24 protein-coding genes are annotated in these 25631 nt (G+C 39.4%); 14 read left to right on the top strand and 10 right to left on the bottom strand.

The window, feature by feature from the left end; genetic code table 11:
- The first annotated feature begins 24 nt into the window (after positions 1-24).
- Genes R8G33_11040 through R8G33_11030 form a run of 3 tightly spaced genes read left to right on the top strand, consistent with a single transcriptional unit; the run spans position 25 to position 2297 of the window.
- A complete protein-coding gene (locus tag R8G33_11040; protein ID MDW3096199.1) occupies positions 25-624 on the top strand; it encodes a DoxX family protein in 600 nt (199 codons plus the stop codon).
- Between the two features lie 46 nt (positions 625-670).
- Positions 671-1528, top strand: coding sequence for a DUF692 domain-containing protein (locus R8G33_11035; GenBank protein ID MDW3096198.1), 858 nt, complete (start codon positions 671-673; stop codon positions 1526-1528).
- Positions 1521-2297 carry a putative DNA-binding domain-containing protein gene (locus R8G33_11030; GenBank protein MDW3096197.1) on the top strand — a complete coding sequence of 259 codons (777 nt, stop codon included), beginning with the start codon at positions 1521-1523 and terminating at the stop codon, positions 2295-2297. Before R8G33_11035 ends, R8G33_11030 begins: the two co-directional genes overlap by 8 nt.
- 22 nt (positions 2298-2319) lie before the next feature.
- On the opposite strand, the gene R8G33_11025 is transcribed toward R8G33_11030, so the two are convergent.
- The 3 genes from R8G33_11025 to rimO form a co-directional block, all read right to left on the bottom strand.
- Entirely contained in the window at positions 2320-3336 is a 1017-nt protein-coding gene (locus tag R8G33_11025; protein ID MDW3096196.1) for an isocitrate/isopropylmalate family dehydrogenase, read from the bottom strand.
- A gap of 254 nt (positions 3337-3590) precedes the next feature.
- The gene (locus R8G33_11020) at positions 3591-3758 is read right to left on the bottom strand and encodes a hypothetical protein (GenBank protein ID MDW3096195.1); all 168 of its coding nucleotides are present in this window, start codon (positions 3756-3758) and stop codon (positions 3591-3593) included.
- A gap of 644 nt (positions 3759-4402) precedes the next feature.
- Entirely contained in the window at positions 4403-5725 is a 1323-nt protein-coding gene (gene rimO / locus R8G33_11015) for a 30S ribosomal protein S12 methylthiotransferase RimO (GenBank protein ID MDW3096194.1), read from the bottom strand.
- An 82-nt stretch (positions 5726-5807) separates the two neighbouring features.
- On the opposite strand from rimO, the gene R8G33_11010 reads away from it, so the two are divergent.
- The 5 genes from R8G33_11010 (at position 5808) to R8G33_10990 (ending at position 10265) form a co-directional block, all read left to right on the top strand.
- Positions 5808-7169, top strand: a complete 1362-nt coding sequence (locus R8G33_11010) for a cobyrinate a,c-diamide synthase (protein ID MDW3096193.1) — start codon at positions 5808-5810, stop codon at positions 7167-7169.
- 74 nt (positions 7170-7243) lie between these two features.
- Positions 7244-7579, top strand: coding sequence for an iron-sulfur cluster biosynthesis family protein (locus R8G33_11005; protein ID MDW3096192.1), 336 nt, complete (start codon positions 7244-7246; stop codon positions 7577-7579).
- Between the two features lie 40 nt (positions 7580-7619).
- Positions 7620-9158 (top strand): histidine kinase, encoded by a 1539-nt coding sequence (locus R8G33_11000; protein ID MDW3096191.1) that lies wholly within the window; start codon positions 7620-7622, stop codon positions 9156-9158.
- Positions 9148-9813: a response regulator gene (locus R8G33_10995; protein MDW3096190.1), complete on the top strand. Its 666-nt coding sequence runs from the start codon at positions 9148-9150 to the stop codon at positions 9811-9813. The genes R8G33_11000 and R8G33_10995 overlap by 11 nt, the downstream gene beginning before the upstream one ends.
- A gap of 8 nt (positions 9814-9821) precedes the next feature.
- Positions 9822-10265, top strand: coding sequence for a rhodanese-like domain-containing protein (locus R8G33_10990; protein MDW3096189.1), 444 nt, complete (start codon positions 9822-9824; stop codon positions 10263-10265).
- 477 nt (positions 10266-10742) lie between these two features.
- Here the strand turns inward: R8G33_10990 and R8G33_10985 are convergent, their stop codons facing one another.
- Both R8G33_10985 and R8G33_10980 read right to left on the bottom strand, forming a co-directional pair.
- Positions 10743-11087, bottom strand: coding sequence for a S24 family peptidase (locus R8G33_10985; protein MDW3096188.1), 345 nt, complete (start codon positions 11085-11087; stop codon positions 10743-10745).
- A 9-nt stretch (positions 11088-11096) separates the two neighbouring features.
- The gene (locus R8G33_10980) at positions 11097-12893 is read right to left on the bottom strand and encodes an ABC transporter ATP-binding protein/permease (protein ID MDW3096187.1); all 1797 of its coding nucleotides are present in this window, start codon (positions 12891-12893) and stop codon (positions 11097-11099) included.
- Between the two features lie 321 nt (positions 12894-13214).
- Here R8G33_10980 and R8G33_10975 point away from each other — a divergent pair, with 321 nt between their 5' ends.
- Both R8G33_10975 and R8G33_10970 read left to right on the top strand, forming a co-directional pair.
- Entirely contained in the window at positions 13215-16121 is a 2907-nt protein-coding gene (locus R8G33_10975) for a ribonucleoside-diphosphate reductase subunit alpha (GenBank protein ID MDW3096186.1), read from the top strand.
- Between the two features lie 138 nt (positions 16122-16259).
- Complete coding sequence (locus R8G33_10970; GenBank protein MDW3096185.1) at positions 16260-17462, top strand: ribonucleotide-diphosphate reductase subunit beta; 1203 nt, start codon at positions 16260-16262, stop codon at positions 17460-17462.
- 134 nt (positions 17463-17596) lie between these two features.
- On the opposite strand, the gene R8G33_10965 is transcribed toward R8G33_10970, so the two are convergent.
- On the bottom strand, positions 17597-18025 hold the full coding sequence (locus tag R8G33_10965; GenBank protein MDW3096184.1) for a DUF4399 domain-containing protein: 429 nt from the start codon (positions 18023-18025) through the stop codon (positions 17597-17599).
- Between the two features lie 429 nt (positions 18026-18454).
- Here R8G33_10965 and R8G33_10960 point away from each other — a divergent pair, with 429 nt between their 5' ends.
- From R8G33_10960 to R8G33_10945, 4 genes are all read left to right on the top strand, one after another.
- Positions 18455-18655, top strand: a complete 201-nt coding sequence (locus R8G33_10960; GenBank protein ID MDW3096183.1) for a hypothetical protein — start codon at positions 18455-18457, stop codon at positions 18653-18655.
- A gap of 137 nt (positions 18656-18792) precedes the next feature.
- Positions 18793-19206, top strand: coding sequence for a DUF3293 domain-containing protein (locus tag R8G33_10955; protein ID MDW3096182.1), 414 nt, complete (start codon positions 18793-18795; stop codon positions 19204-19206).
- A 49-nt stretch (positions 19207-19255) separates the two neighbouring features.
- Complete coding sequence (locus R8G33_10950) at positions 19256-19594, top strand: cupin domain-containing protein (GenBank protein ID MDW3096181.1); 339 nt, start codon at positions 19256-19258, stop codon at positions 19592-19594.
- 29 nt (positions 19595-19623) lie between these two features.
- Entirely contained in the window at positions 19624-20469 is an 846-nt protein-coding gene (locus tag R8G33_10945; GenBank protein ID MDW3096180.1) for a hypothetical protein, read from the top strand.
- Positions 20470-20476: 7 nt separating this feature from the next.
- Here the strand turns inward: R8G33_10945 and R8G33_10940 are convergent, their stop codons facing one another.
- The 4 genes from R8G33_10940 to R8G33_10925 all read right to left on the bottom strand — a co-directional run bounded on the left by R8G33_10940 (position 20477) and on the right by R8G33_10925 (position 25587).
- Entirely contained in the window at positions 20477-21085 is a 609-nt protein-coding gene (locus R8G33_10940) for a TIGR04211 family SH3 domain-containing protein (GenBank protein ID MDW3096179.1), read from the bottom strand.
- 14 nt (positions 21086-21099) lie between these two features.
- Positions 21100-22011: a TraB/GumN family protein gene (locus R8G33_10935; GenBank protein ID MDW3096178.1), complete on the bottom strand. Its 912-nt coding sequence runs from the start codon at positions 22009-22011 to the stop codon at positions 21100-21102.
- 136 nt (positions 22012-22147) lie between these two features.
- Complete coding sequence (locus R8G33_10930) at positions 22148-23266, bottom strand: 4Fe-4S binding protein (protein ID MDW3096177.1); 1119 nt, start codon at positions 23264-23266, stop codon at positions 22148-22150.
- On the bottom strand, positions 23266-25587 hold the full coding sequence (locus tag R8G33_10925; GenBank protein MDW3096176.1) for a molybdopterin-dependent oxidoreductase: 2322 nt from the start codon (positions 25585-25587) through the stop codon (positions 23266-23268). Before R8G33_10925 ends, R8G33_10930 begins: the two co-directional genes overlap by 1 nt.
- Positions 25588-25631 lie beyond the last annotated feature (44 nt).

Raw genomic sequence — 25631 nt, 5'->3', positions numbered from 1 at the left:
AACTAGACCTTGGGAGAAGCCGTTATGGGCATAATTAATTTCATCAATTCAATTTTTGACAAACTTCGCGCCTTAGAATTTTTAGCACCGCTTTTACTACGTCTTTTTTTAGCGCCGATTATGATTTATGCCGGCCTTTCAAAATTAGGTGACGTAACAAACACTGCATTATGGTTTGAGCATTCGCTAGGACTGCCTTTCCCAACCTTAATGGTATATCTATCAGGAGGCGCTGAATTTCTGGGTGGGATTGCTCTATTAATTGGCTTTGCAGTTCGCTGGTTTGCTATACCACTCATGATCACAATGGTAGTAGCGGCAACTACCGCACATTGGGACAATGGCTGGCATCAGTTTCATGAAGCAAAACAAACTGTTCCTTGGGAATGGAAGACTGATCTCATTGAAGAAGGTAATAAACGCAAAACAATTGTTAAAGACGTATTAAAGAAAAATGCTAATTATAAGTATTTAACAGAAGCTGGATCTATCACTATTTTAAAAAATGGCATCGAAGTGTCAGCCTCTTATTTCATTATGCTATTAGCACTCTTCTTTATGGGAGCAGGTAAATACCTTAGCGTTGACTATTATCTCTCTCGATTCTCTGGAACCAGACTATAGGAACTAACAGTATAATTTTGAAGTCTTAGTCTCTATGGATAGAAAAATGAGTAAAGAATATTGTGTCAGTGGTGCCGGTTTAGGACTCAGACGAGGCCACATGATGGAACAACTTTTAGAAATGAATCCAACACAAGTTAAATTTATGGAAGTTGCACCAGAAAACTGGATTGGCATGGGTGGACGTTTAGGCAAGCGTTTCCGTGAATACACTGAGCGTTATGATTTTGTCGCTCATGGCTTATCTTTATCTATAGGCGGACCAACTGCGCTAGATTTGGAATTAGTTAAAGATATTAAAAAGTTCATGCAACAACATAATATTCTTAAATACACAGAACACTTAACGTATTGCTCAGATCAAGGCCACTTGTATGACTTAATGCCTATTCCATTTACCAATGAAGCAGTACATTACGTCGCAGACCGCATTAAACAGGTACAAGATATTCTTGGGCAGCGCATAGCCATGGAGAATGCTTCTTACTATGCCGCACCAGGTAAAGAGATGGAAGAAATTGAATTTCTCAAAGCGGTATTAGATGAAGCAGATTGCGAGCTATTACTAGACGTCAATAATATTTACGTCAATTCAGTCAATCACAACTACAACCCAATTACTTTTTTACAGTCACTACCTAAAGAACGCATTACATACTGCCATATCGCAGGACATTTCAACGAGGATGAAGATTTGATCGTGGATACGCACGGTGCTGATGTGATCGAATCAGTGTGGACAATACTAGATACGGCTTATGAAACATTTGGTGTTTTCCCAACATTATTGGAAAGAGATTTTAATATCCCTGAACTACCAGTATTAATGAAAGAGGTTGATCAGATTTGCCAACTACAGAAAAAGTGGGGCTCCACTGAAAATGCGGTGACAGCTCATGCCTAAATCAGAGCATAACTTTAAAGACATTCAATTTGAATTTACTGCGCACTTGCGAGATCCTGAAAAGAATTCTGCTCCTGCTAACATCGAAGATCGTCGCATGGAAATCTATCGCGGCTTACTCTATAAGAACGTTCAAGGATTTTTATCTAGCGGTTTCCCAGTTACACGTAAACTCTATAACGATGAAGACTGGCATAAGATGGTAAGAGATTTTTTCTCCACCCATACAAGTCATTCGCCTTACTTTAAAGACATATCTAAAGAATTTCTTATTTATCTAAATGAAGAACGCGAACCTCAGCCCGAAGACCCAGGATTTCTATTGGAGCTAACTCATTATGAGTGGCTAGAGATAATGTTGTCTTTCCTTGATGCGGAAATTGAATGGAGCAATATTAATAAGGAAGGTAATTTATTAAAGCAGATACCAGTACTATCGCCGCTGGTTCAACTTAATCGTTACGATTATCCAGTGCATAAAATCAAACCGGACTTTCAACCGGACACTACTCCTGAACAACCAACATTTATTTTAGTCTATCGAGACCAGCAAGATAAAGTTGGGTTCATGGCAATGAACCCAGTGACTGCGCGTTTAGTTGAATTAGTTGCAAGCAATGAGAACCGAACAGGCGAAGAGATACTGTTAACAATTGCCAAAGAAATACCTTCTCTTTCACAAGATGTCATATTGCATGGCGGGCACTCCACACTTACACAGTTACGTGGAAAGGATGTTGTATTAGGCACAAGGGCCACAAACATATAATTCACATCTCTTATTTTATCACTCACAAGCGAGCAATAATATTATCCGCAAACTCCTCTGTATTAGCTGTACCGCCTAAATCTACTGTAAGGCCTTCACCACTTCTAAGTTGTGCATCTAGAGCTTCACGTAGACTAGTAGCTTTTTCAGACTCTTCTACATGATCTAACATTAATGCAGCCGCTAACATTAGCGCCGTTGGGTTCGCAATTTTCTTGCCAGCAATGTCAGGTGCTGAACCATGCACGGCTTCAAAGATAGATGCGTCTTTTCCAATATTTGCTGATGGCGCTAGACCTAAACCACCAACCAGTCCTGCAATTTCATCAGAAAGTATATCTCCAAACATATTAGTAGTAATTAATACATCAAATTGATTTGGATTTAATACTAACTGCATAGCACAATTATCAACAATGCGTTCTTCTACCTCAATTTGACCTTCATATTTTTTACCAAGTTCAGTAGCTGTTTCTAAAAACAATCCTGTCAACTTCTTAAGAATGTTAGCCTTATGAACAATAGTGACCTTTTTACGTTTATTCTTAATTGCCCAATTAAATGCAAATTCAGCAAAACGCGTGCATCCATATCGAGTAATAATCCCAGAAGCTTCTGCCACTGCTTTAGGATCACCCGCGATAGGAATGTAATGCTCGACACCAACATAAAGACCTTCTAAATTTTCTCTGATAAGCACAAGGTCAACATTTTCAAATCTTCCACCTAATAAAAAGCTTCGTGCTGGACGCACATTGGCAAACAATTGAAACTCTTCACGCAATCGCACATTTATCGAACGAAATCCACTTCCAACTGGTGTAGTTAATGGTCCTTTTAATGCTAACTTGGTTTTGCGAACACTATCGATAGTAGTTTGTGGCAATGGGTCACCATGAGCTGTTTCAGCGGCAACTCCTGCTTGTTGTACATCCCATTCAAAAGACGCACCCAAAGCATCAAGCACCTTAAGCGTGGCTTTAACAATCTCAGGGCCAATACCATCACCCGGTATTAACGTGGCTGGTATTTTTTCCATGTAATGTTTCCTTATCGTTATCTATAGACTGATGAATAATTATCCAACATAATACTTACTGGTTGCTATTATCTCTTTATTCTAGCGGTATTAAAACCAGTTAAATTGTGAGTACTGAGAAAGTGCAATATCGGTGTGCCACATCAAGGTGCATAAAAAAATCACACTCGATCATCAATGCAGAAATTTAAGCATCTTTTTTAAAGTACGGCATGCAAAGAATATTTTAGTTATGTAATGAAAAGCGACAACAATTAGTCATGCAGCTTAATGAAGTCGCGAATAAAACGCCGTATCTCTCTTGCGGCACTGGTATCAAGACCCTCACATAGAGACACAAATTCATCACGCTCTTTTTTATTGATACGGATGACTAGCTGACTATCTTTGTTTTTGGTTTTATTCTTATTCTTATCGCTCATTATTGTTTGATCGTCCTGAACTGCTAGATATACAATGTATATACATTATAGAGCGCGGGCATTTAACACGTCAATGCATCTTATCCGTACATTCAGCCAGTAATGTACACAATTCAACATTATAGCAAGCTGAATTCAATAAATTGTATCGTTATTCCTTTATATATGGAATGCTCATATACTTAAGATACCTCATTACTAAAAACTCAATAAGGCTCATAAAAAAATGGCGCATAAATATATGCGCCGAATTTGGAAAACCAGCAGACCAATCTGGTCATACTTATAGGACAGAGCCTAAATGCACGATCATATTATTGCCTGCTTACTACAGATAGATGAACATCAGTTGAACTATAAATGACAAAACTTAGAAACGGCCTTAGCTATATTATGTTGGATTAGATTATTGAGTTATTTCTCACCTAAAAACTTGTGCGGCTAACATAGCAAAATTAAATCTTATATATAAATGGCGCACTGGGCCAAGCACGCCATTTTAACAAACGAGCTCCACATGCCTTAGAACTCAAGCATCGATGATCGACACTAATATGCAATTAAGCATGTAAAAAATAACAACCGTATATTGATTACTGATTTCTATTTTTTGAAATTTATATGAACTTTTTTTGATACAAACTTTAAACTTGCGAGCCAATCAAATCATACTCTGTAGCTTCCTCTATCGCTACTTGCACAATTTCACCTACTTTAATTTCTTTGTTGCTATAAATCTGCACGGTACCATCAATTTCAGGAGCATCAGCATAGCTTCTACCAATTGCTTGCTCTTCAGTGACCTCATCAATCAACACATCTAAAGTTAATCCAACTTTTTCTTCTAATTTATTTTCGCTTATTTCTTGTTGCAGCTGCATAAGACGATGCCAACGCTCTTGTTTAACCTCTTCTGCGAGCTGGCCATCCAGCTGATTTGATTTTGCCCCTTCAACTGGCGAATATTGAAAACAGCCAACACGATCTAACTCAGCCTGCTTTAAGAATGTTAATAACTGTTCAAAATCATTATCGGTTTCACCCGGGAAACCAACAATAAAAGTGCTGCGTATTGCTAAATGTGGACACAATTTCCGCCAGCGTTGAATTTGTTCTAGCGTGCGATCACTCGAGGCGGGGCGCCGCATTCGTTTCAAAACATCATAGCTTGCATGTTGAAAAGGCGCATCAATATAGGGAAGAATTTTTCCATCCGCCATTAGTGGTATCACATCTTCCACATGCGGATAGGGATAAACATAGTGTAAACGAACCCATATACCAAGCTCACCCATTGCTTTGCATAAATCTAACATAGTGTTGTTATACACCTTGCCACGCCACAATTGAGACTCATGTTTTATATCTAAGCCATAGGCACTAGTATCTTGCGAAATCACTAATAGTTCTTTAACACCAGCTTCAGCTAACTTTTCTGCTTCCTCCATCACATTATGTAACTGACGACTTTTCAGCTTCCCACGCATTGAAGGAATAATGCAGAATGTGCATTTGTGATTACAGCCTTCAGAAATTTTTATATAAGCGTAGTGCTTTGGCGTTAACTTAATCCCTTGCGGCGGCAACAACTCTATAAATGGATCATGAGCAATCGGTACAGATCGACGCACAGCATTCATCACTGAATCAACATCTTGAGGTCCAGAAATACTTAGCACTTCTCTAGGGATAGCTTCAAGATCTTCAGAATTTACACCCATACATCCAGTCACAATCACTTTGCCATTTTGTGCTAATGCTTCGCTGATCGCCTCTAATGATTCTTCCTTGGCAGAATCAATAAATCCGCAAGTATTCACAATAACGGCATCTGCGCCGTCGTATTGATTAGAGATTTGGTAGCCCTCACTACGCAACTGAGTGATAATGCGCTCAGAGTCAACCAGTGCTTTTGGGCAACCTAGACTGACCATCCCTATAGATGGGCTTTTAATTACATTAGACATATAGCTATCGATAACGGGTAGTGCTTATTGATATATTAATATAGTACGCTTTGCGCTGGACCTCATTAAAACATACTACGCCATGGGTCAGATACTTTTCTCCGCCGCACATAAATCTTCCGGAAAAACCATTATAAGCACAGGAATTTGTGCTGCGTTGCGTGGGCAAAATAAAATTGTCCAACCTTTTAAGAAAGGTCCGGATTATATAGACCCAATGTGGTTAGCAACAGCTTCAGAACGCAACTGTTACAACTTAGATTTCTGGACGCAATCAAATCAAGAAATATTAGAACTTTTTCATAACAAAAGTACAGATGCAGATATTTCAATCATTGAAGCAAACAAAGGTCTATATGATGGTTTAGATTTAGATGGCAGCAACAGTAACGCCGCTTTAGCCAAATTACTTAATTCACCGGTGGTTCTCGTATTGGACTGTCGCGGTACTATTCGTGGCATTGCACCTTTATTATTAGGTTATCAGCAGTTCGACTCTGAAGTTAACATTCAAGGAGTAATATTAAATTTCGTTGGCGGCTATCGTCATGAAAAAAAAATGCGCCAAGTTGTCGAGCACTACACAGACCTAAAAGTACTTGGCGCCGTACACCGTAATGACGCTTTAACGCTTGAGGAAAGGTACCTAGGCTTAATTCCAAGTAACGAAGACCAGCAAGCGATTGATAAAATGCAGTCACTAGCAAAAATTATTGCTGAGCAAATAGACCTAGATTCACTACTTGGAATTTCCTCCGCAATTCCAAATGTACCCTCACCCTCTAAAAAAACAATTGCTTCTTTTAATTTGCGTATTGCATATGCACAAGATTGTGCTTTTGGTTTTTACTACCCTGATGATCTAGAAATGTTTCAAAAACTTGGAGCGACATTAATTCCATTTGACACAATAAATGACAAAGACTTACCTGACGCTGACGCAATTTTCATTGGCGGCGGTTTCCCTGAAAAGTGCATGCATCTATTAGAAAAAAATCAATCCATGCGCAATCAAATTTATAATGCACTCACACAAGGCTTGCCTGCCTACGCCGAATGCGGCGGACTTATGTATCTTTGTAATAATATCCACTATCAAGGCACACATGCTGCTATGGCCGGTGTTATTGACGCAAATTGTGTGATGACATCAAAAGCTCAAGGCCGTGGTTACATCCAGTTCACAGAAAATGAAAATGCTTTTTGGCCTTGTAGCTCTCCCTCACTTATCAATGCTCATGAATTTCACTATTCTCATTTGTCAGGTTTAAAGCAAGGCTGCACCATGGTATTCGATGTCTCTCGTGGCAACGGCATTCAAAACAAGCAAGATGGAATTCGAATAAACAATACCCTTGCATGCTATGCCCATCAACGTCACAGCACACATAATCCCTGGATTCTAAAATTTTTGAATTTTATCGAATCCTGTCAATCCAAATAGGCTTAAACACAAGAACCCGGGTATAATAGGCATAATAATAACTCTGCCAATAAAACGCCTGGAAGTCACACACTATGGATGAAGTATCAATTACCGAAACAGCAGCACAGCAAGTGAAAAAATCAGCTGTTGAATCACAAACTGACAATTTACCTTTACGTATTGCTGTTACAGTTCAGCCCAACGGCTCATTTCATTATGGCATGGGGTTCGATGATGTTGGCAATGCAAATGGTGAAGATATTAACTATCACTCAAATGGCATTGATATTGTCATCGCCAAAACTAGTTATGAGTTATTAAAGGGCACCGTCGTGGATTATGCTGAATTGGAACCTAAGCAGTTTCACTTTGTTTTTCTCAATCCGAATGACCCCAACTACAAACCTAATGATTCATCTAAAGACTAATACACAACAGTTATAGATATTTATAGCTAATTCTTACTCTGTGCGCGCTACACTAGAAAAACTAAACAGCCTTATCAACTTGCCTATTTTGAGCATGTTGTCAGGATTAAGTCTGGCCGTAAGCAGTATTTTTATTACTACCTGGTCTCTATGGTTTCTATGCATAGGCTTAGCACTAATTGGATTAGCATTTTGGTGTTTATGGTCAAACTATGTCATTCCTGCTCAACGCATTCAAAATTGGACTCAAATGATTCGTGCTGGCGACTTAGGCGCACAGTTTACTCATAAACCAATTGGCGACTATGTCCACATCTACCAAGACCTACAGTTCATTGGTGAAATGTTGCAATCACTCTCCACCAATGCTGAAACACAAGTACAGAAACACACCAATCACATTGCTCAAAAAACGCGTTCTCTTTCTATTTTATACGATGTCGCCAACAGCATTAACTTATCAAGAGATGTTAACTCGTTACTAAGCCAGTTTCTTTTTAATATGACCGAACTGATCGATGCACAAGCCGCTGTTGCTTACCTTGTCAACGATGACGATGAAGTGGATTTACTAACACACATTAACAGCAATGAAGAAATTATTGCCGAACATGCAAGACATTGTTTAATTAATCATTCAAGCAACACCCAAGAAGATGGCTTTAGCATATTAAAAATTAAACTTATTGATTGTAATGACGCGCTTTGCAAAAAATATTTTCGTGACGAAAAAATTTGCATACTAGTGGTGCCTTTACAGTATCAAGAAAAATTACTAGGTGCCTACAATTTCTATGTGCATAAAAATTTGCTGAATGATTTCGAAGATTTTGATGAGCTTTTTACTAGTATCGGTCGTCACTTAGGTGCCGCAATTGAAAAATCTCACCTTGACGAAGAAACCACTTCACTCTCCATTATGAGAGAACGTACTCACATTGCTAATGAGTTGCATGACTCACTTGCACAGACATTGACGAGTATTCGCTTTCAAGTGCGCGTGTTGGATGAAACTCTGCATCAAGGCAATGATGAACAAACTTGGGCTGAAATGGAAAGAATAGAGGCTTCTATCAATGAAGCTCATACCGAAATTCGAGAACTAATTGCTCATTTTAGGTCTCCGACAGTACTAGTGAGCCTAATTGCATCAGTGGAACAAACCATTGACCGCTTTCGCCAGGTTAATGATGAAATTCAAGTGTTTTTCCAAAATGAGTGGCCAGAAACCAACTTACCAGGAGAAACAGAGTTCCATATTCTGCGTATAATTCAAGAATCACTGACTAACATCAGAAAACACAGTGATGCTGAGAATGTGCGTATTATGATGTGCACCAGCAGCAAAGACAGCTACAAAGTGTTAATTGAGGATGATGGTGTTGGCTTTTCTAAGCCACAAACAAGCTATCATTCCGGAGAACATATCGGATTATCCATTATGCGAGACCGTGCTAAGCGCTTTGGCGGAGAATTCACCGTAGAAAGTGAACCAGGCGAAGGCACGCGAATTGTTTTAGAATTTACAGGTAACCAACCATCCACGACCACAGAAGACCAAATAACTCATGAGCCCTAATCTACGTGTACTGATTATTGATGATCACACTCTCTTTAGAGATGGCCTACAAGGCCTACTAGAGCGCCATAATATCGATGTTGTTGGCTCATTAGGTGATGGCAATGAAGGCATCCGATTAGCACAAGAACTAAAACCGGATATTATTCTGCTGGATATGCGTATGCCTAGTCTTTCTGGATTAGAAGTCTTAAAGCAATTGCAACAAAATAAATTTGAAGCTCCGATTGCCATGCTTACCACCAGTAATGACGAACGCGACTTAGTTGAAGCATTACGAAATGGAGCCAAAGGCTACCTATTGAAAGACATGGAACCTGATGATGTCGTTGCCGCGTTACGAGAGATTGTCAAAGGTGAGACAGTTGTAGCGCCTAACCTGACTCAAATTTTAGCGCGCGTAGTTAAAGGTGAGCCAATTTTAGAATCCGAGCCTAGCCCTATTGATGATTTAACTCCTCGAGAAGCAGAAATTTTAAGTCTGTTAGCTGAAGGTCAAAGCAACAAAGTTATCGCTAGAAATTTAGGCATTTCTGATGGCACGGTTAAATTACACGTGAAAGCTATTTTGCGTAAATTGAATATTCACTCACGTGTTGAAGCCGCAGTGATTGCGGTAGAGCAAGGACTGCGCGCCAATAAAAAGCCACAATAGTTTATCTAATGAAAACATATGATCAGCTGGTCGCTGAAGCAGCCGAGCATATTATCGAGTTAATGCCTTGGGATCTTGAACAAAAACTGGATAACAATACACCATTACTATTAATTGATGTGCGCGAACCAGAAGAATTCAATGTTATGCACATTGCCAACGCAATTAATATCCCTCGTGGCATTCTTGAAGCAGCTTCAGAAATAGGCTACGACGAAACAAATCTTGAACTTGCCAATGCTCGCGACAAATTTGTTTTAGTCATATGTCGATCGGGCAAGCGCAGCTGTATGGCCGCGTACACGTTAAAGCAACTTGGTTTCGAACATGCCGCTTCTCTAAAGACAGGATTACGTGGATGGAACGACTATGACCAACCGTTGATTGATGAACAAAACCAGCTAGTTGATGCTGATTACGCTGAAGAAATTCTACGACCGCAGGCAAGTTAACCTATTAATTTATCTTGCTTATTACAGAAAATACATCTCATGCTATGTTGTTTTGAGCAGGCTTAATTAGCAAGCTTTTCTATTTGTACATGTATAACTTGTGCTAACCCGTCAATATAATCGATAATTCTTAGTCACAATTTACATATTGAAAATCATGCGTTACTTACTTGCTAGCGCTGTCATCATTGTCGCACTAGTATGGGGCGCTTTTTATATGGCAGGAATTTTTAATCATTAACCGTTATTGGTGCAGCAGATATGAAACCATGGCAAAGAAACCGATTCGCACTTGTTGGATTAATTTTAGCAAGCGTAGTTACTGTTAACATCCCCAGCCTTAATACAGAACAAATATTATCTCTGATCGTGTTGTATGCTTTAATATTTTTTCTATACGTAAAATTTTTTAATCGCTATCAAAAATAGCAAAATGGTATTAAGTCAATCTTTTTCTAATAGGAATTACAAAGAGGTCTAGTCGTAATGCTTGTGGTAAGTTCTTCTAGCGCCAGCTCTTTGTGTAATTACCCCACGTACAACACTTGGACTTTCAATTTCAATAGATTTATAACCAGGATTAATCGGTTGTAAAAAAAACTTTTCGCCTTCCTGAGCGAATTGACGAAAAATATATTCACCATCAACTTCAGCGATTACATACTTGCCATTTTCTACATTGGCTGCAGGATCAATAATTATAATACAGCCATCTTTAAACTCTGGTTCCATACTATCGCCAAGCACACGGAGTGCGAATGGCTCATCACTGGCGCAACCGCCACCATTATCAAGATCAAGTAGTTCGGGATTTTCACTCATGGTTTTAATTTATTGGTTTTCTTGCTCAGCATCTTTTTGTTGCAATGCCCACAACTGTGAGTATAACCGATTACCCGCAAGTAGTTGAGTATGCGTACCTTGTTCTACTACTTTGCCAGAATCAATCACATAAATTTTATCCGCATCAATAATCGTCGATAATCGATGCGCAATCATTAATGACGTAACGTTTTTAGTCACCTTTCGAATCGCCTTCATCACTGCCACTTCTGTGTTTGTATCCAAGCTAGAGGTCGCCTCATCAAATACAATAATGTTTGGTTTTTTAAGAATTGCGCGTGCAATTGCTACCCGCTGCACTTCTCCACCAGACAATTTCAAGCCTCGTTCACCCACCATTGTATCCAGGCCTTGTGGCAACTTAGCAATTAGCTTATCCAAGTTCGCTAACAACACTGCTTCTTGTAATTCTTCCTCACTAGCAAGTGGATTACCGTATTGAACATTAAAGCGAATGGTTTCGTTAAATAACATAGTATCTTGAGGCACCATACTGACATGACTACGCAAACTATCTTGGCTGCAGTTCGCAATGTTTTCGCCATCAATAGTAATACTACCTTGGCTTACGTCATAAAATCTAAACAATAGCCGCGCAATGGTTGACTTACCAGAACCTGAAGGACCCACCACTGCGACTTTTTGCCCTGGCTTAATCTCTAGTGATACTTGATCAAGTATTTTGCGATCGGAAGTATAAGAGAAAGTGACATTGTCAAAACGGATAGCACCTTCACTAATATTTAATGCACGTGCATTAGGTTTATCCTGCACTTCTGGTGATTCTTCTAACAGCTTAGCCAACAAATCCATATCTGCTAGTGAATATGTAATTTGCCTATAAACAATACCCAACATATTCATAGGCACAAAGAGTTGTAGCATTAACGCATTGACCAACACTAAATCACCAATCGTCATATCGCCAACAACAACGCCTTGTGCGGCAAATATCATTATTCCAGTGACTCCTAATGCAATAATCGCTGCTTGCCCAAAATTCAACAACGACATCGTAAAAGTACTTTTTACAGAAGCCTGTTCCCAATCACTTAACGTGTTGGCGTATCGATCTACCTCATATTTTTCATTATTGAAATATTTCACCGTTTCATAATTAAGCAAACTATCAACGGCTTGCGAATGCGCTTGCGAATCTAGTTTATTCGCCAAATGGCGGTAGTGCATACGCCAGTTAGTAAACAACACTGTGAACACAACATAGACAATCACTGTGCTGAGTGTGATCAATGTGAATTGGACGTTATAAGAACTAAATAAGATGCCTGTCACTAAGACGATTTCAAAAATGGTAGGAATGACAATAAATACAAAATAATTAGATAGAGAGCTGAGGCTTTGAGTACCGCGTTCCAAATCCCTAGTCACAGAGCCAGTACGACGATCTAAATGAAAGCGCAAAGACAGCTGGTGCAAATGATCAAGCACCTCTGAAGACAATCGTCTGATAGCATGAAAACGCGCACGCGCAAAAAACACATCTCGTAGTTCGTTAAATAATCCAGTAGACAAACGCAACGCGCCATAACCCAACAACAATACAATTGGCAATTGCAGAGCAATCTTTTCCATATCCAGCGAATCGACGATATGTTTAAGCACCAAAGGAACCGCCACCGTGGCGACTTTTGCCGCAATTAAACAGCTAAGCGCGAGGAGTATGCGCCCACGAAATTCCCACAAATATGGAAAAAGCCGTCTTAAATTTTTCCAATCTGTACGCTTTGTGTGCGGATCTTCGGTTCGTGCGTGAATCCCTTTCATGGCACTTTAGTCATCCCTTTTTGATAATAATTTTTGCTCAGTGAGTTAATAAAAAATTTCTATTTGATGAAATCAATTATTTTTTGCTCACGCTACTTTTACTTAAAAATTGTAAGTACGCGATAGTACACATTATTTTTATTTGGAGCTGTCTATTACACAAGTTATCCACAGCTTACTGACATCTCTATCCACAACATATTGGGGTTGACGACTCATCCTACCTCAACTTATAGTGTTCCTCGGTTGGGAGGCATGCAATGTCGCTCCTTTGAAAATAAAAAAACCTATAAATAATCATAAAGTTCCAAGAGAGTCTTAATGCAATCTAATAATACAACTACATCTCAAGAAAATAGCCATGCTGCACCCTTCGCAGATGCCCCTAGTGAGCTTGAATTACAGTCAACTGCACCTGGACAGTACCGCGTTATCCGTCGTAATGGAAAAGTCACTAGTTTTGACCGCGATAAAATCAAAATAGCTGTGACAAAAGCTTTCTTAGCAGTAGAAGGAGGTGAAGCGGCTGCCTCTACTCGTGTTCATGACCTCGTAGATCAACTAGCAACTCATGTTCAAAATGCACTAACGCGCAATAAGCCAGATGGCGGCACATTCCATATTGAAGATATTCAAGACCAAGTGGAATTGGCGCTTATGAGAGAAGGACACCATAAAGTTGCGCGTGACTACGTGCTTTACCGTGAGCGCCGCGCATTGGAACGTGCAGAAAAGCAGCAGCCAGCAAACGACTCTGCCACAACCACATCTGACACCAATAGAATCAATGTTACAACCCTCTCAGGACAGGTAAAACCTCTTGATATTCAACGTCTTACAAGTGTAGTGAAAGATGCCTGTCGCGATCTTGATAGTGTCTCTGCACAACCTATTATTGACGAGACGCTACGCAATTTATATGACGGCGTGCCAGAAACGGATGTCGCCATGGCAGTCACCATGAGCGCGCGTACGCTCATCGAACGCGAGCCTAATTACACCTATGTCGCTGCACGTTTACTATTAGATAATCTGCGCTGCGAAGCTCTCAGCCACATCAACGGCAAGCCCAGTCAAGCCACTCAGAAAGAAATGGACACCGAGTACGCGATCTACTTTGAGCGTTACATCGAAGAAGCTGCAAAGCTTGAGCTAATTGATCCCAAACTAGCTAAAGACTACGATTTAAAAACACTTGGTAAAGCACTAGAGCCTGCTCGAGATTACCAGTTTACATACTTGGGCCTGCAAACACTCTATGACCGCTATTTTATTCATACTGAAGAAGGTACCCGTATAGAATTACCACAAGTGTTCTTTATGCGTGTAGCAATGGGCTTGGCGATTAATGAAATAGAGCGAGAAAAACGAACTATTGAATTCTATCGTTTATTGTCTTCTTTTGATTTTATGAGCTCTACACCAACCTTGTTTAACTCAGGTACATTACGACCACAGTTATCGTCATGCTACCTCACCACTGTGCCTGATGATCTCCACGGTATTTTTGATGCTGTTAAGGATGACGCCATGTTATCTAAATTTGCTGGCGGTCTTGGTAATGACTGGTCACGCGTTCGCTCAATGGGTTCTCACATCAAAGGAACTAACGGCAAATCTCAAGGGGTTGTACCTTTCCTTAAAGTAGCAAACGACACAGCTGTTGCTGTTAACCAGGGCGGCAAACGCAAAGGTGCAATGTGCGCTTATTTAGAAACTTGGCATTTAGATATTGAAGAATTCTTAGATCTACGCAAGAACACAGGTGATGACCGTCGTCGTACACATGACATGAATACCGCTAACTGGATTCCAGACTTGTTTATGAAGCGTGTTAGCGAAGAAGGTGACTGGACATTATTCTCGCCTGACGACACACCTGACTTGCATGACCTATATGGCGCGAAATTTGAGACTCGCTACTGTGAGTATGAACAACTTGCGGATGCCGGTGAGTTGAAAAACTACAAACGAATTCCTGCTGCTGACTTATGGCGCAAAATGTTAGGCATGTTGTATGAAACTGGTCATCCGTGGATTACTTTTAAAGATCCTTGCAACATCCGTTCACCACAAGGGCATATTGGCACAGTGCATTCATCTAATCTGTGCACTGAAATCACGTTAAATACCTCCGACGATGAAATCGCAGTATGTAATTTGGGCTCAGTCAACTTAGCCGCTCATACAACAGAAAATGGGCTGAACAATGAAAAATTAGAAAGAACTATTAACACAGCAATTCGTATGCTCGATAACGTAATAGACTACAACTACTATAGTGTTAATAAAGCACGCACTTCAAACTTGCGTCATCGTCCAATTGGTTTAGGCCTAATGGGTTTCCAAGATGCGCTATACAAATTACGCATTCCTTACGCAAGCGAGCAAGCTGTTGAGTTTGCAGATGTATCAATGGAAACTATCAGTTATTACTCAATTCAAGCTTCGACTGACCTTGCTGCTGAGCGAGGCGCTTACCTTTCTTATGAAGGCTCATTATGGTCACAAGGTGTTTTACCTATTGATTCAGTAAGTCTATTAGAGAAAGAACGTGGTGGCTTCTTAAAGGTAGATAACTCTACCAGTCTAGATTGGGACTCATTGCGCACACGTGTGAAATCTGTTGGTATGCGCAATTCAAACACTATGGCAATTGCACCCACTGCAACTATTTCTAATATTTGCGGCGTTACTCAGAGCATCGAACCGACTTACCAAAATCTATTTGTGAAATCGAACTTATCGGGTGAATTTACAGTCTCTAACCCCTACCTAATTTCTGACCTTAAGCGACACAACTTATGGGACAACGTCATGATCAATGACCTTAAATACTACGATGGTAGTGTGCAAAATATTGATCGCGTCCCTGACGAAGTTAAAAATGTTTATAGAACTGCATTTGAAATCGATCCACGTTGGTTAATTGAAGCGGCATCACGTCGTCAAAAATGGATTGATCAAGCGCAGTCTCTTAACTTGTATATGGCTGAGCCTTCCGGACAGAAGATGGACAACCTATATAAGTTAGCCTGGGTACGCGGATTAAAAACAACGTACTACTTACGTTCTATGGGCGCTACTCACGTTGAGAAGAGCACCATGGAAAATCACCAGGAAGGCAAACTCAACGCAGTACAACAGTCAGAGACCACTCAAGCTAATGGCAGTAGCGCACCTAGCGCATGTTCATTGCTTGATCCTGATTGCGAAGCTTGCCAATAAATCGGTAGATAAAAATTTGCGGAAACGCAACTAGAGGAGAAGGGTTGCCAAAAGCGCCCTGTTAAATAGGAGACAGCATTGTTGCAGCTATAGCAAGAATGCTTCTTCGTTATCATATAATAATTGGAGAACCACTAAATGCATAATTGGGACGACCCATTAGCAGAAGCAAATTCTGCTAAACAAGACGCTATTGCCAACCTGCCTGTAGACATCGCTAGTACTGAAGTAACAACGTTAAGTGACACTATCCCAGCTCCTGCCACCACTACGCTTGAACCTGAATCCACAGGCGCAACTGGGCTTGAGGATATTAAAATGGGTGCTGCGCGTATTCGTGTTGACGATAAAAAAATTATTAATTGCCGTGCAGACCTTAACCAGTTAGTACCATTCAAGTACGAATGGGCCTGGCAAAAATATCTTGACGGCTGTGCTAACCATTGGATGCCTCAAGAAATCAACATGACGCAAGATATTGCACTCTGGAAAGACCCTGATGGATTAACAGAAGATGAGCGTACAGTTATCAAACGTAACTTAGGCTTCTTCTCAACAGCTGACTCACTTGTCGCTAACAACTTAGTGTTAGCGGTATATAAACACATTACCAACCCTGAGTGCCGTCAATACTTATTACGCCAAGCATTTGAAGAAGCAGTACATACACATGCTTATCAATACTGCATTGAATCACTTGGTTTAGACGAAGGCGAAGTATTCAATATGTACCGTGAAGTCCCTGCAGTGGCTAAGAAAGCTGAATGGGCTTTACCTTTCACACAAAGCTTGGGTGACCCACACTTTGCAACTGGCACACCAGAAATGGACCAACGTTTACTACGTGACCTAATTGCATTTTACGTAGTGTTTGAAGGTATCTTCTTCTATGTCGGCTTTGTGCAAATTCTTTCTATGGGCCGTCGCAATAAAATGACAGGTGTAGCTGAACAATTTCAATACATCTTGCGTGACGAATCCATGCATATGAATTTCGGTATTGATGTCATCAATCAAATCAAAGTGGAAAATCCGCATCTTTGGGGCACTGAGTTCCAACAGGAAATGATTAAGCTAATTACTGATGCTGTCGAACTAGAGATTCAGTATGCACAAGATACCATGCCACGCGGCATACTCGGCTTAAACGCCAACATGTTCGCAGAGTATCTTCAGTTCATTGCCAATCGCCGTTGTTCGCAGATTGGTTTGCCAGAGCAATACCCAGGGGCAACAAACCCTTTCCCTTGGATGTCAGAAGTATTAGATCTGAAGAAAGAAAAGAATTTCTTTGAAACACGTGTTACTGAATACCAAACTGGTGGCGCATTAGTTTGGTAAGCATACGAAAGCTGCATATGATGTAGTTTTTACACAGTGTTATGGGGCCACCGCACGGTGGTGAAGCTTAGGCGGCAAACCTTTTGCCGCCTTTTTTAATTCAGCAAATAAATCTCAAGATACAGTGGAATAATCTATTCCACTGTAATGGTAATTTTTTCAGACATCACAGGCGTATCATGGGGAATATGAAGGTGATTACCCAATAGTAACTGAAGTGTATGTGTACCTGGCTCTAGAGTGAGCATTGTTTCAGTCTGGCCGCCACCAAAATGTTTTACATTGTCATTCGCTGGAAGTGGCTTAGTCATATCAGGAAGAGACTCCAAATCAATTAAAATATGATGATGTCCAGTATGCTCGCGGTCAATACCCGCAGGGGCAACCCCCATTCCACTTAATCCAAATTTAACCACGAATGATTTTCCTACTACCGCACCATCAGCTGGCTGAATAAAATACACTTTAGCATCAGGCGCCGCTTTAGATATCAAAATATCATCGGCGTAGACAAATGACATACTTATTACAAACACTAATACACTTAAGATTAAACGAGACATTCACTTTTCCTTTATAAATTTACTTTGTCTGAATTGTATTATCTAGGTATAACATCAGAACAATGAATAAACACGACATATAATATAAAATAACTTTATGCATTATGCTATTGGTTAGTGTCACTGTAATAGAAAACTAAAACCTTATATTTCATGCAACTACGAAAAGCAAAGAAAAAATAGCATCTTGCTGTGTCCCATAAAGCACAATCATCACATTAACCTATACCAGCGCTAATGTTACTAAATGTGAACTCAAACAGTGATATTTGAGAAGTAATGAACGAAATTTCCCATTTGCTCATGATAAATTACTGAGATAAATATAAAAGCAATATATGGCAGCTAGTATTCAATATAGTAATACTAAAAATAAGCTAACAGACATAATAATATAGTTGTCATTATTCAATATAAGGAAGGTATGAGATGGAATCACTACAGAAATTAAATAACCAAGAATACGACACACAAATAAGCAGATTATTATGCGTTTGTGGCGTATGTAAAACACCCTTTGAAACTGTACACCTAGACTACACACCTAAATCCAAGGTCCGATGTCAGCAGTGTGATGCAGAAGATGTATCTGTAGTTAGTAATAAACCATATCAAGAAGGCAAAAGATAAACACATGTAAGAGTGTAAATATCATCAATAATATTATTCTACTCTGCTAGCCACTATTTTATCTGCCGAGCAATAATATTGAAATTTATTTCTTTAGCCGCCAGAATCAAACAATGTCACACATGTTAACTTACTAAATGACTATCTCAATATGGGACAAATACACAGCTTCCCATATTTACGATTCAGAAATCATATGGTCTGGCCCTAATTCAAATTCTCTACCATTAGATTGCCCAATCCATATAATTACAGCGTATAATCCCTTCGACCAGATCTTTAGTTTCTATGAAAATAGATGTCGAAATGAATTACTGCTTGTTGACATTAAAAATCATTCCGCTGAAATCAAGCCAGTAATTGTTAGCTCACCTAATCATGACTGGCAAGATGAGAGTTTTGCTGTACATGGAATTAGTCGAGAACAAGCATGTGATTTAGCACAATCATATGACCAGAGGGCAATTTTTGAATTGAATCATAATCAACTCATAGTAGTAGCTGTAAATTCCTACCAAGTAAAAAGATCACGTCCCCGCAATATTGAATAATAATGCTAAAATTATTCAATGCTTAACCAAATAAATTAAGGCCTATTATATGAGTGATTATACTAAATCTACTTTATCTACTAACAATTATGAACCGTTTATGGTCGGTGACAAACAAGCCGGTGAAGTTCACTGGTTAACGACTGAGAATTCAAGCGGCGCACCTACTTACTCAGGTTTATGGCGTTGCGAGCCAATGACATTTGACTATGAATTTCCTGGTGACGAGATATTCCACATTATCAGAGGATCTTTATCAATTGAGATTGATGGTGGAAATGCTGTTAATGTAAGTGCTGGAGACATTATTTCTTTTGATAAAGGAACCAAGTCCACCTGGACTATTCAGAGCTCATTTATGAAATTCTTTGTAATTTCTAACTGCTAAATTACCTTCACACGATTTGTTAATTTGATATGAAATTACTACGAAAGTTGAAGAAACTATTTGGCGTCTATCGCCAACTTTCAAAAATTGAAAAAACTTTAGTCCATTCTTCTCTTGAAGCGTTAAAGAAAAATGATCGTTACAAAGACAATAAAAGTCTAATTCCATATGGCTACAAAATATATTCTCAGAATGATGAAGATGGGATTATTCAGGAAATATTTGACCGAATAGGAACTACGAATAAATTCTTTGTTGAATTTGGTATAGGCAATGGTTTAGAAAATAATACCTATGCTCTTTTATTTGATGGTTGGCGAGGCCTATGGATTGAAGGATCCAATTCAGCTGTTAATAATATACGTGAAGGCCTTAAAGAAACAATAAACAATGATCTTTTAGCGGTAACAAATGCATTTATTACTAAAGATAACATCAATAACTTAATATCCGCATCCGTGAAAAATAAAGAAATTGATTTACTGTCAATAGATATTGATGGTAATGATATCCATATTTTCAATCACATAACCTGCATCAATCCAAGAGTGGTCATAATTGAATATAATTCTAAATTTGCCCCGCCAATAAAATATTGTAGAAAATATGAAGGCACACACATATGGGAACATGATGATAATTACGGAGCTTCACTAAAACACTTAGAGTTGGAATTTTCTAAAAAAGGATATAATCTTGTTGCTTGTAACATCACTGGGTCTAATGCATTTTTCATTAGAGAGGACTTAACAGATGATAAATTCCAAAAACCATATTCAGCTGAAACTCATTATGAACCTGCAAGACATCATCTTTCCGGCTTTGCTTCTGGTCATGAATCCACATTTAACACATTGGAAGACTCAGTAAAGTAAATTGAGCCTAGAGTTGATTCCACTTCTTCTTACGTTGCCATGGAATTCTTGTCAGTACTATTCCAAAGATCATACTTCCTATTACGACCACTGCACCACTTACAAACCATTGCCTATCCTTCAACGGGGATTTTAACACTTCGCTTTCTATAGCAAGTTTATCGTAGCGATCTTTTTCTTGTGCGAGCTGAGCTTTAAGTTGGTCATTTTGGCGCTGTAATTCTAATGGCCTTTTAGCTATATCTTTAAGTTTAGCTATTTCCTTTTGCATAGCAGCTTTTTCCTCAGCCACAGCTTGGTCAAATTTGGTCTTAAGTTTTTCATGTCGCTTCTCTAGCGCTGCTAAACGATCTCGCCCTGAAGGTTGATTCATTAAGTAACGAGATAATACCCATCCTTCAACTCCATTGGGCATACGCACATTAGTGTAACCTTCGCTTTCTTGTAACACTACTAGTGGAGTACCACTTTTTACCTGTCGACGAATTTCATGTTGGGTACTTTGACCAGTACGCAACATTATTTCGAATTCATCAGTAACGTATTTAGTCACTGCTGAGCTGACGTGACTAGCAACTAATATGCCTCCGATAAATATTAATTTTACTGCCTTCATATGATAATTATTTTTTATATATCTACTCGTGTCACTGTATATCCATCTTTTTCCATTAGTGCAAGCACACCTTTTTCACCATATAAGTGTAAAGCGCCAACAGCAATAAAAGTATCACGTAATCGCATTGGTTTACGCATATAGTGTTCCATGACAATGTTTCTGATCTCTACTACATGTTTCAGGTAAATTTGTCTCCACTGCTCATTTTCAGGTTCATCAGGAATAAAGCGCGTACTAATTTCATACATAGCTTTTAGGTCTTCCTCTAGATACGCATCGAGCATGTCATTAATAATTCCACGCATATTGTCATAACTTGCAACAGTAAATTTAAGCAAAGCAACTTGTGCCTCGATTGGCATCTCTTGTAATGTAACAATGAATTCTTCAATAGACTCTACTTGAAATAGCTCTTTTCTTTGTTCAGCGGCACGTTCTAGCAAAGCATAATCTAGAATCACTTCATTACTTTCTGCTCGAATAGCAAAACTGCGCATAGCTGCCCATGGTCTTAATGTTTTTACTAACTCTGGCTGCATACCTAATGTATCCACTAGTACAGTTTGAATTTTTTTGAATGTTTCTTCTCCAACGAAATCTTCTAAGGATTCTCCCTTTGGTAGTACCATATCGTGTTTGATTAGCTGCCCACCTTGATACGGATTCCAATAATGGTCACTGGGGAATGCTTCCATGGCAAAACTTTTTGATTCATCAAGCACTTTATTTACTTTGTGATGTAGCTTTGCAATGCGTCCATCATTCATATGCAAAGTACCAAATATATGCCCAACGTATTCCCCATCTTTTTCAATTTTCCAAAACAACCCTTCTTGATATAGATCTGTTTCTTTAGCAGATGCCCAGGTTGTCACGGCCAGCATAATCACTATTGCAACTGCGAGATAAATTTTAACTTTCATTCTTTTCTCCAGGCTACTTGTTATAAACATGTTAACTAGACATCAATCTCGTAGACTAATTCCAAAAAAAAGCCACTTCACACTAATGAAGCAGCTTTATATATCGCAAAGAACCTCTATCGCAGATTATGCAATGTTAGAGTTTCCTTAAGATCTGAGGTACTTGTGCATAAACTGGTGATATTGCCTCATGTGGACATGCATCTACACATGCATAGCAGCGAATACACTCTGTCTCATCGATAAATAATGAGTTGTAATATAAGCCCGAAGTATGACCTGGGCGCACACGCTCAAACGAAGTCACATCACCATTACTGACTTTAAAGTTTGTAGCTTCTACAATACAGTTCTTTATAGGTTTAGCCATTAAGCACTCATCACATAACACACACTTGGCATTATCTATCACAGGCGCTGGTGATCGTGCATCTTCAAATTTATCATAATAGATATCAGAGCTAGAAAGTCCCGCTTCTTCTAATGCCTTGACACCATGGTCAATCATTGGAGGTGGTCCACAGAAAAATGCTTTGATGTCCCCGCTATTGAAAACACCTTTGTCTAAGTATTCTTCTTTAACGTGTTGTGTAACAAATCCACGCGGCCCATCCCAGTCACTATCTTCTGGCTCTTCAGATAACACTGGTATAAATTTAAATAACTTTCCGCCTGGCCAATTGTCTGCAAGTGCATTTAACTCATCAACCAAGTACAAATCTTTCTGCGTGCGAGCACCATAGAAAAAATAGCAATCTCGCTCTATGCCTTTCACATTTACTTGCTCTACCAATGCATTAATTGCACTCATGCCGCTACCACCAGCAATACATACCATTGACTTATTTGAGTCATCTAAACCAAATTTACCCATTGGACCTGAGATCAGAACCTTTTCACCTTCTCTATTCTTCTCAGATAGCCAACCAGAAAATTCTCCACCTTCAACTAAACGAATAAAGAAAGTATATTCATTTGGATTTTCTAATTCTGGTGTTTTAGCAAATGAGTAAGAGCGTGGCTTTTGCATTCCATCTACTTTAATAGTGCCATATTGGCCCGCTCTCGCACTTAATTTGTGCGAGCCTTCTGGACACGTGATAACTACTTCGTAGGTATCATAAGTTAGATTACGGAACTTAGTTATTACACCTTCATTCGTATAAACGCGTAAGGTTTGAATATCTGGATTAGGTTCTGGAAGCGTTCGAATATGAAAGTCAAACGGATCATTGAATGTGTCAAGCTTTGCCATTACTTAAATACTCCTGGATGAATTTTTTCGGCTTGTTTTAGAATTTCAGCATCAGTCGCTTGCACATCCTGATTCCGTGGATCTTCTCGCCATTTTTTAATATACCCATCTTTACCGCCCCATTCTTCAAGCAAGGCCTGCTTACGCATTTTCTCGTTGGCTTTTTCCACTTCCACCAAGCAAGAATAGAACGTTGGACTATTACCAAAGTCAGTCAACATTTCTGAATTCAATGCATTAATGTTGACACCACCAGGAGTGTTACTTCCCTTGAATTGTTTTTGTGTTGAACACATGCCGGATAACATACCTTCTATGATGACGGCGTATGCATACGTCTCACCTCGATCGTTATACATACGACATAAATCACCATCAACCAAATTGCGCTTAGACGCTTCTTCCGGGCTCAATTCTACTGTTGGTCTAGATTGCATTGCTTGTAACCGTGGTACTGATTGGAACGAATCACCAATGAAATAATGCGAGGCACTACTTAATACCTGTAATGGGAATTTTTTCCGCTTAGGATCTTCTTGACCCTCAATTTCAGGCACATATGATGGCAATGGATCCACACCTTGTTCTTTAAGTGCTTCACTGTAAATCTCAATTTTGCCACTTTTTGTAGGCCAACCATTCTTAAGAAAGTTTCTACGATCACTATCGGTATTAGCACGCGCCCAGCCGTTCTTCTTTAAGCCTTCAAATGTTATACCTTCCATTAATGGATTAACTTCATCTTGAACTAAAATATCTCGAATTATTTCTTCATCAGTCTGAGTAAATGCATTATCGGTATCTTTATCGTAACCCATCTTTTTAGCCAACATACGGAATAACTCAGAATTACGCACACTCTCACCTAACGGCTCAATAATTGGCTCATTCATTACGTAATACCAATTTCCATAAGTTGCTACTAAATCTTGTCGTTCTAACTGAGTATCAGCAGGCAAGACGATGTCAGCATAATCACAAGTATCTGTCCAAAATGTCTCATGCACAGTCACATACAAATCATCACGCATTAATCCATTCCGCACGCCATTCGTGTTTGGCGCACAATTAGCCGGATCCGAGTTATATACAAAGATTGACTTAATAGGAGGATCTAATTGTTCACCGTCTGCTCCTATATTGTCATCTAATGCTCGTCCAATTTGGACCATACTCAATTGACGTTTTGATGCACGATCTCCTAAGTCAGGTCTGTGTAATTTTTTCATGTCATGACGTAACCACATTTCTTCTAGGTTGCCGAAGCTAGCGCCTCCACAGCGATGTCTCCATGAACCAGTAATACATGGCAGCAACAAAACTGATTTACACATTTGACCTGCATTTTGGTGACGATTTAGCCCGTAGTTTGCACGAATCACTGAAATATTTGCTGATGCATACTCTATTGCTAATTTCTCGATATCAGCTGCAGGTACTCCTGTGATTTGCTCAACTTTGTCTAAAGGGTAATCTGGTAGCTTTGTTTCAAGTAATGCTTCCCAACCAAGCGTTTGCTCTTTCAAGAACTCCATATCATGCATATCATTATCAACAATGACTTTCATCATCCCCAGCACTAAAGCAGCATCTGTTCCAGGTTTCGGTTGTATATGCCAATCTGCCATCATGGTGGTACGCGTTTGACGTGGGTCAATAACTACTAGCTTTGCACCTCGCTGTTTTGCCTCACGAATAAATGGAATTGCGTGAACGCCAGTACTCACTAAGTTTGCGCCCCATAAAATAATATAATCTGCTTCTTGTGCTGCTTCATGAATAGATGTGTTGGAATGCGCCATACCATATGTATGTAACCCTGCCCACATGGCTGCATAAATACATATAGATTGCTCTAAACGAGCAGCTTCCATTTTGTTCCAGAAGCGAGTGTCCATGGTCCAATAACCCACCATACCCATGGTGCCTGAATATGAATATGGTTGAACCGCCTCACTGCCATACTTTTCAATGGTTTCTTTAAAATTATTAGTGATAGACTCTAGTGCTTCATCCCAACTAATACGTTCAAATTTTGCACCTGGGCCTTTAGGTCCAACACGTTTGTGTGGATACATCACTCGGTTATCGTTATAAACAAAATCTAGATAGTGGTTTACTTTATTACATAGATAGCCACGTGTAATTGGATGTGTGGGGTCGCCTTGAACACGTACCGCTTTCCCTGTGGAATCGTCTCGAGTCACCAACATTGAACATGAATCTGGGCAATCATGTGGACAAAATGAATGGTGGACTGAAAAGCCTTCTGGGACTTTTATACGATCTTTAACTTCCGTGATTTTAATGCTTTCTGCCATGCGGATGACCTCCTCTACGCTTGAATCTATTGCTTATTATTGTA

This window comes from Gammaproteobacteria bacterium (assembly GCA_033344735.1).
GTDB lineage: Bacteria > Pseudomonadota > Gammaproteobacteria > UBA4575 > UBA4575 > UBA1858.
Note: the sequence above shows the minus strand (reverse complement) of the source record. Positions and strands in the feature narration are given on the sequence as shown.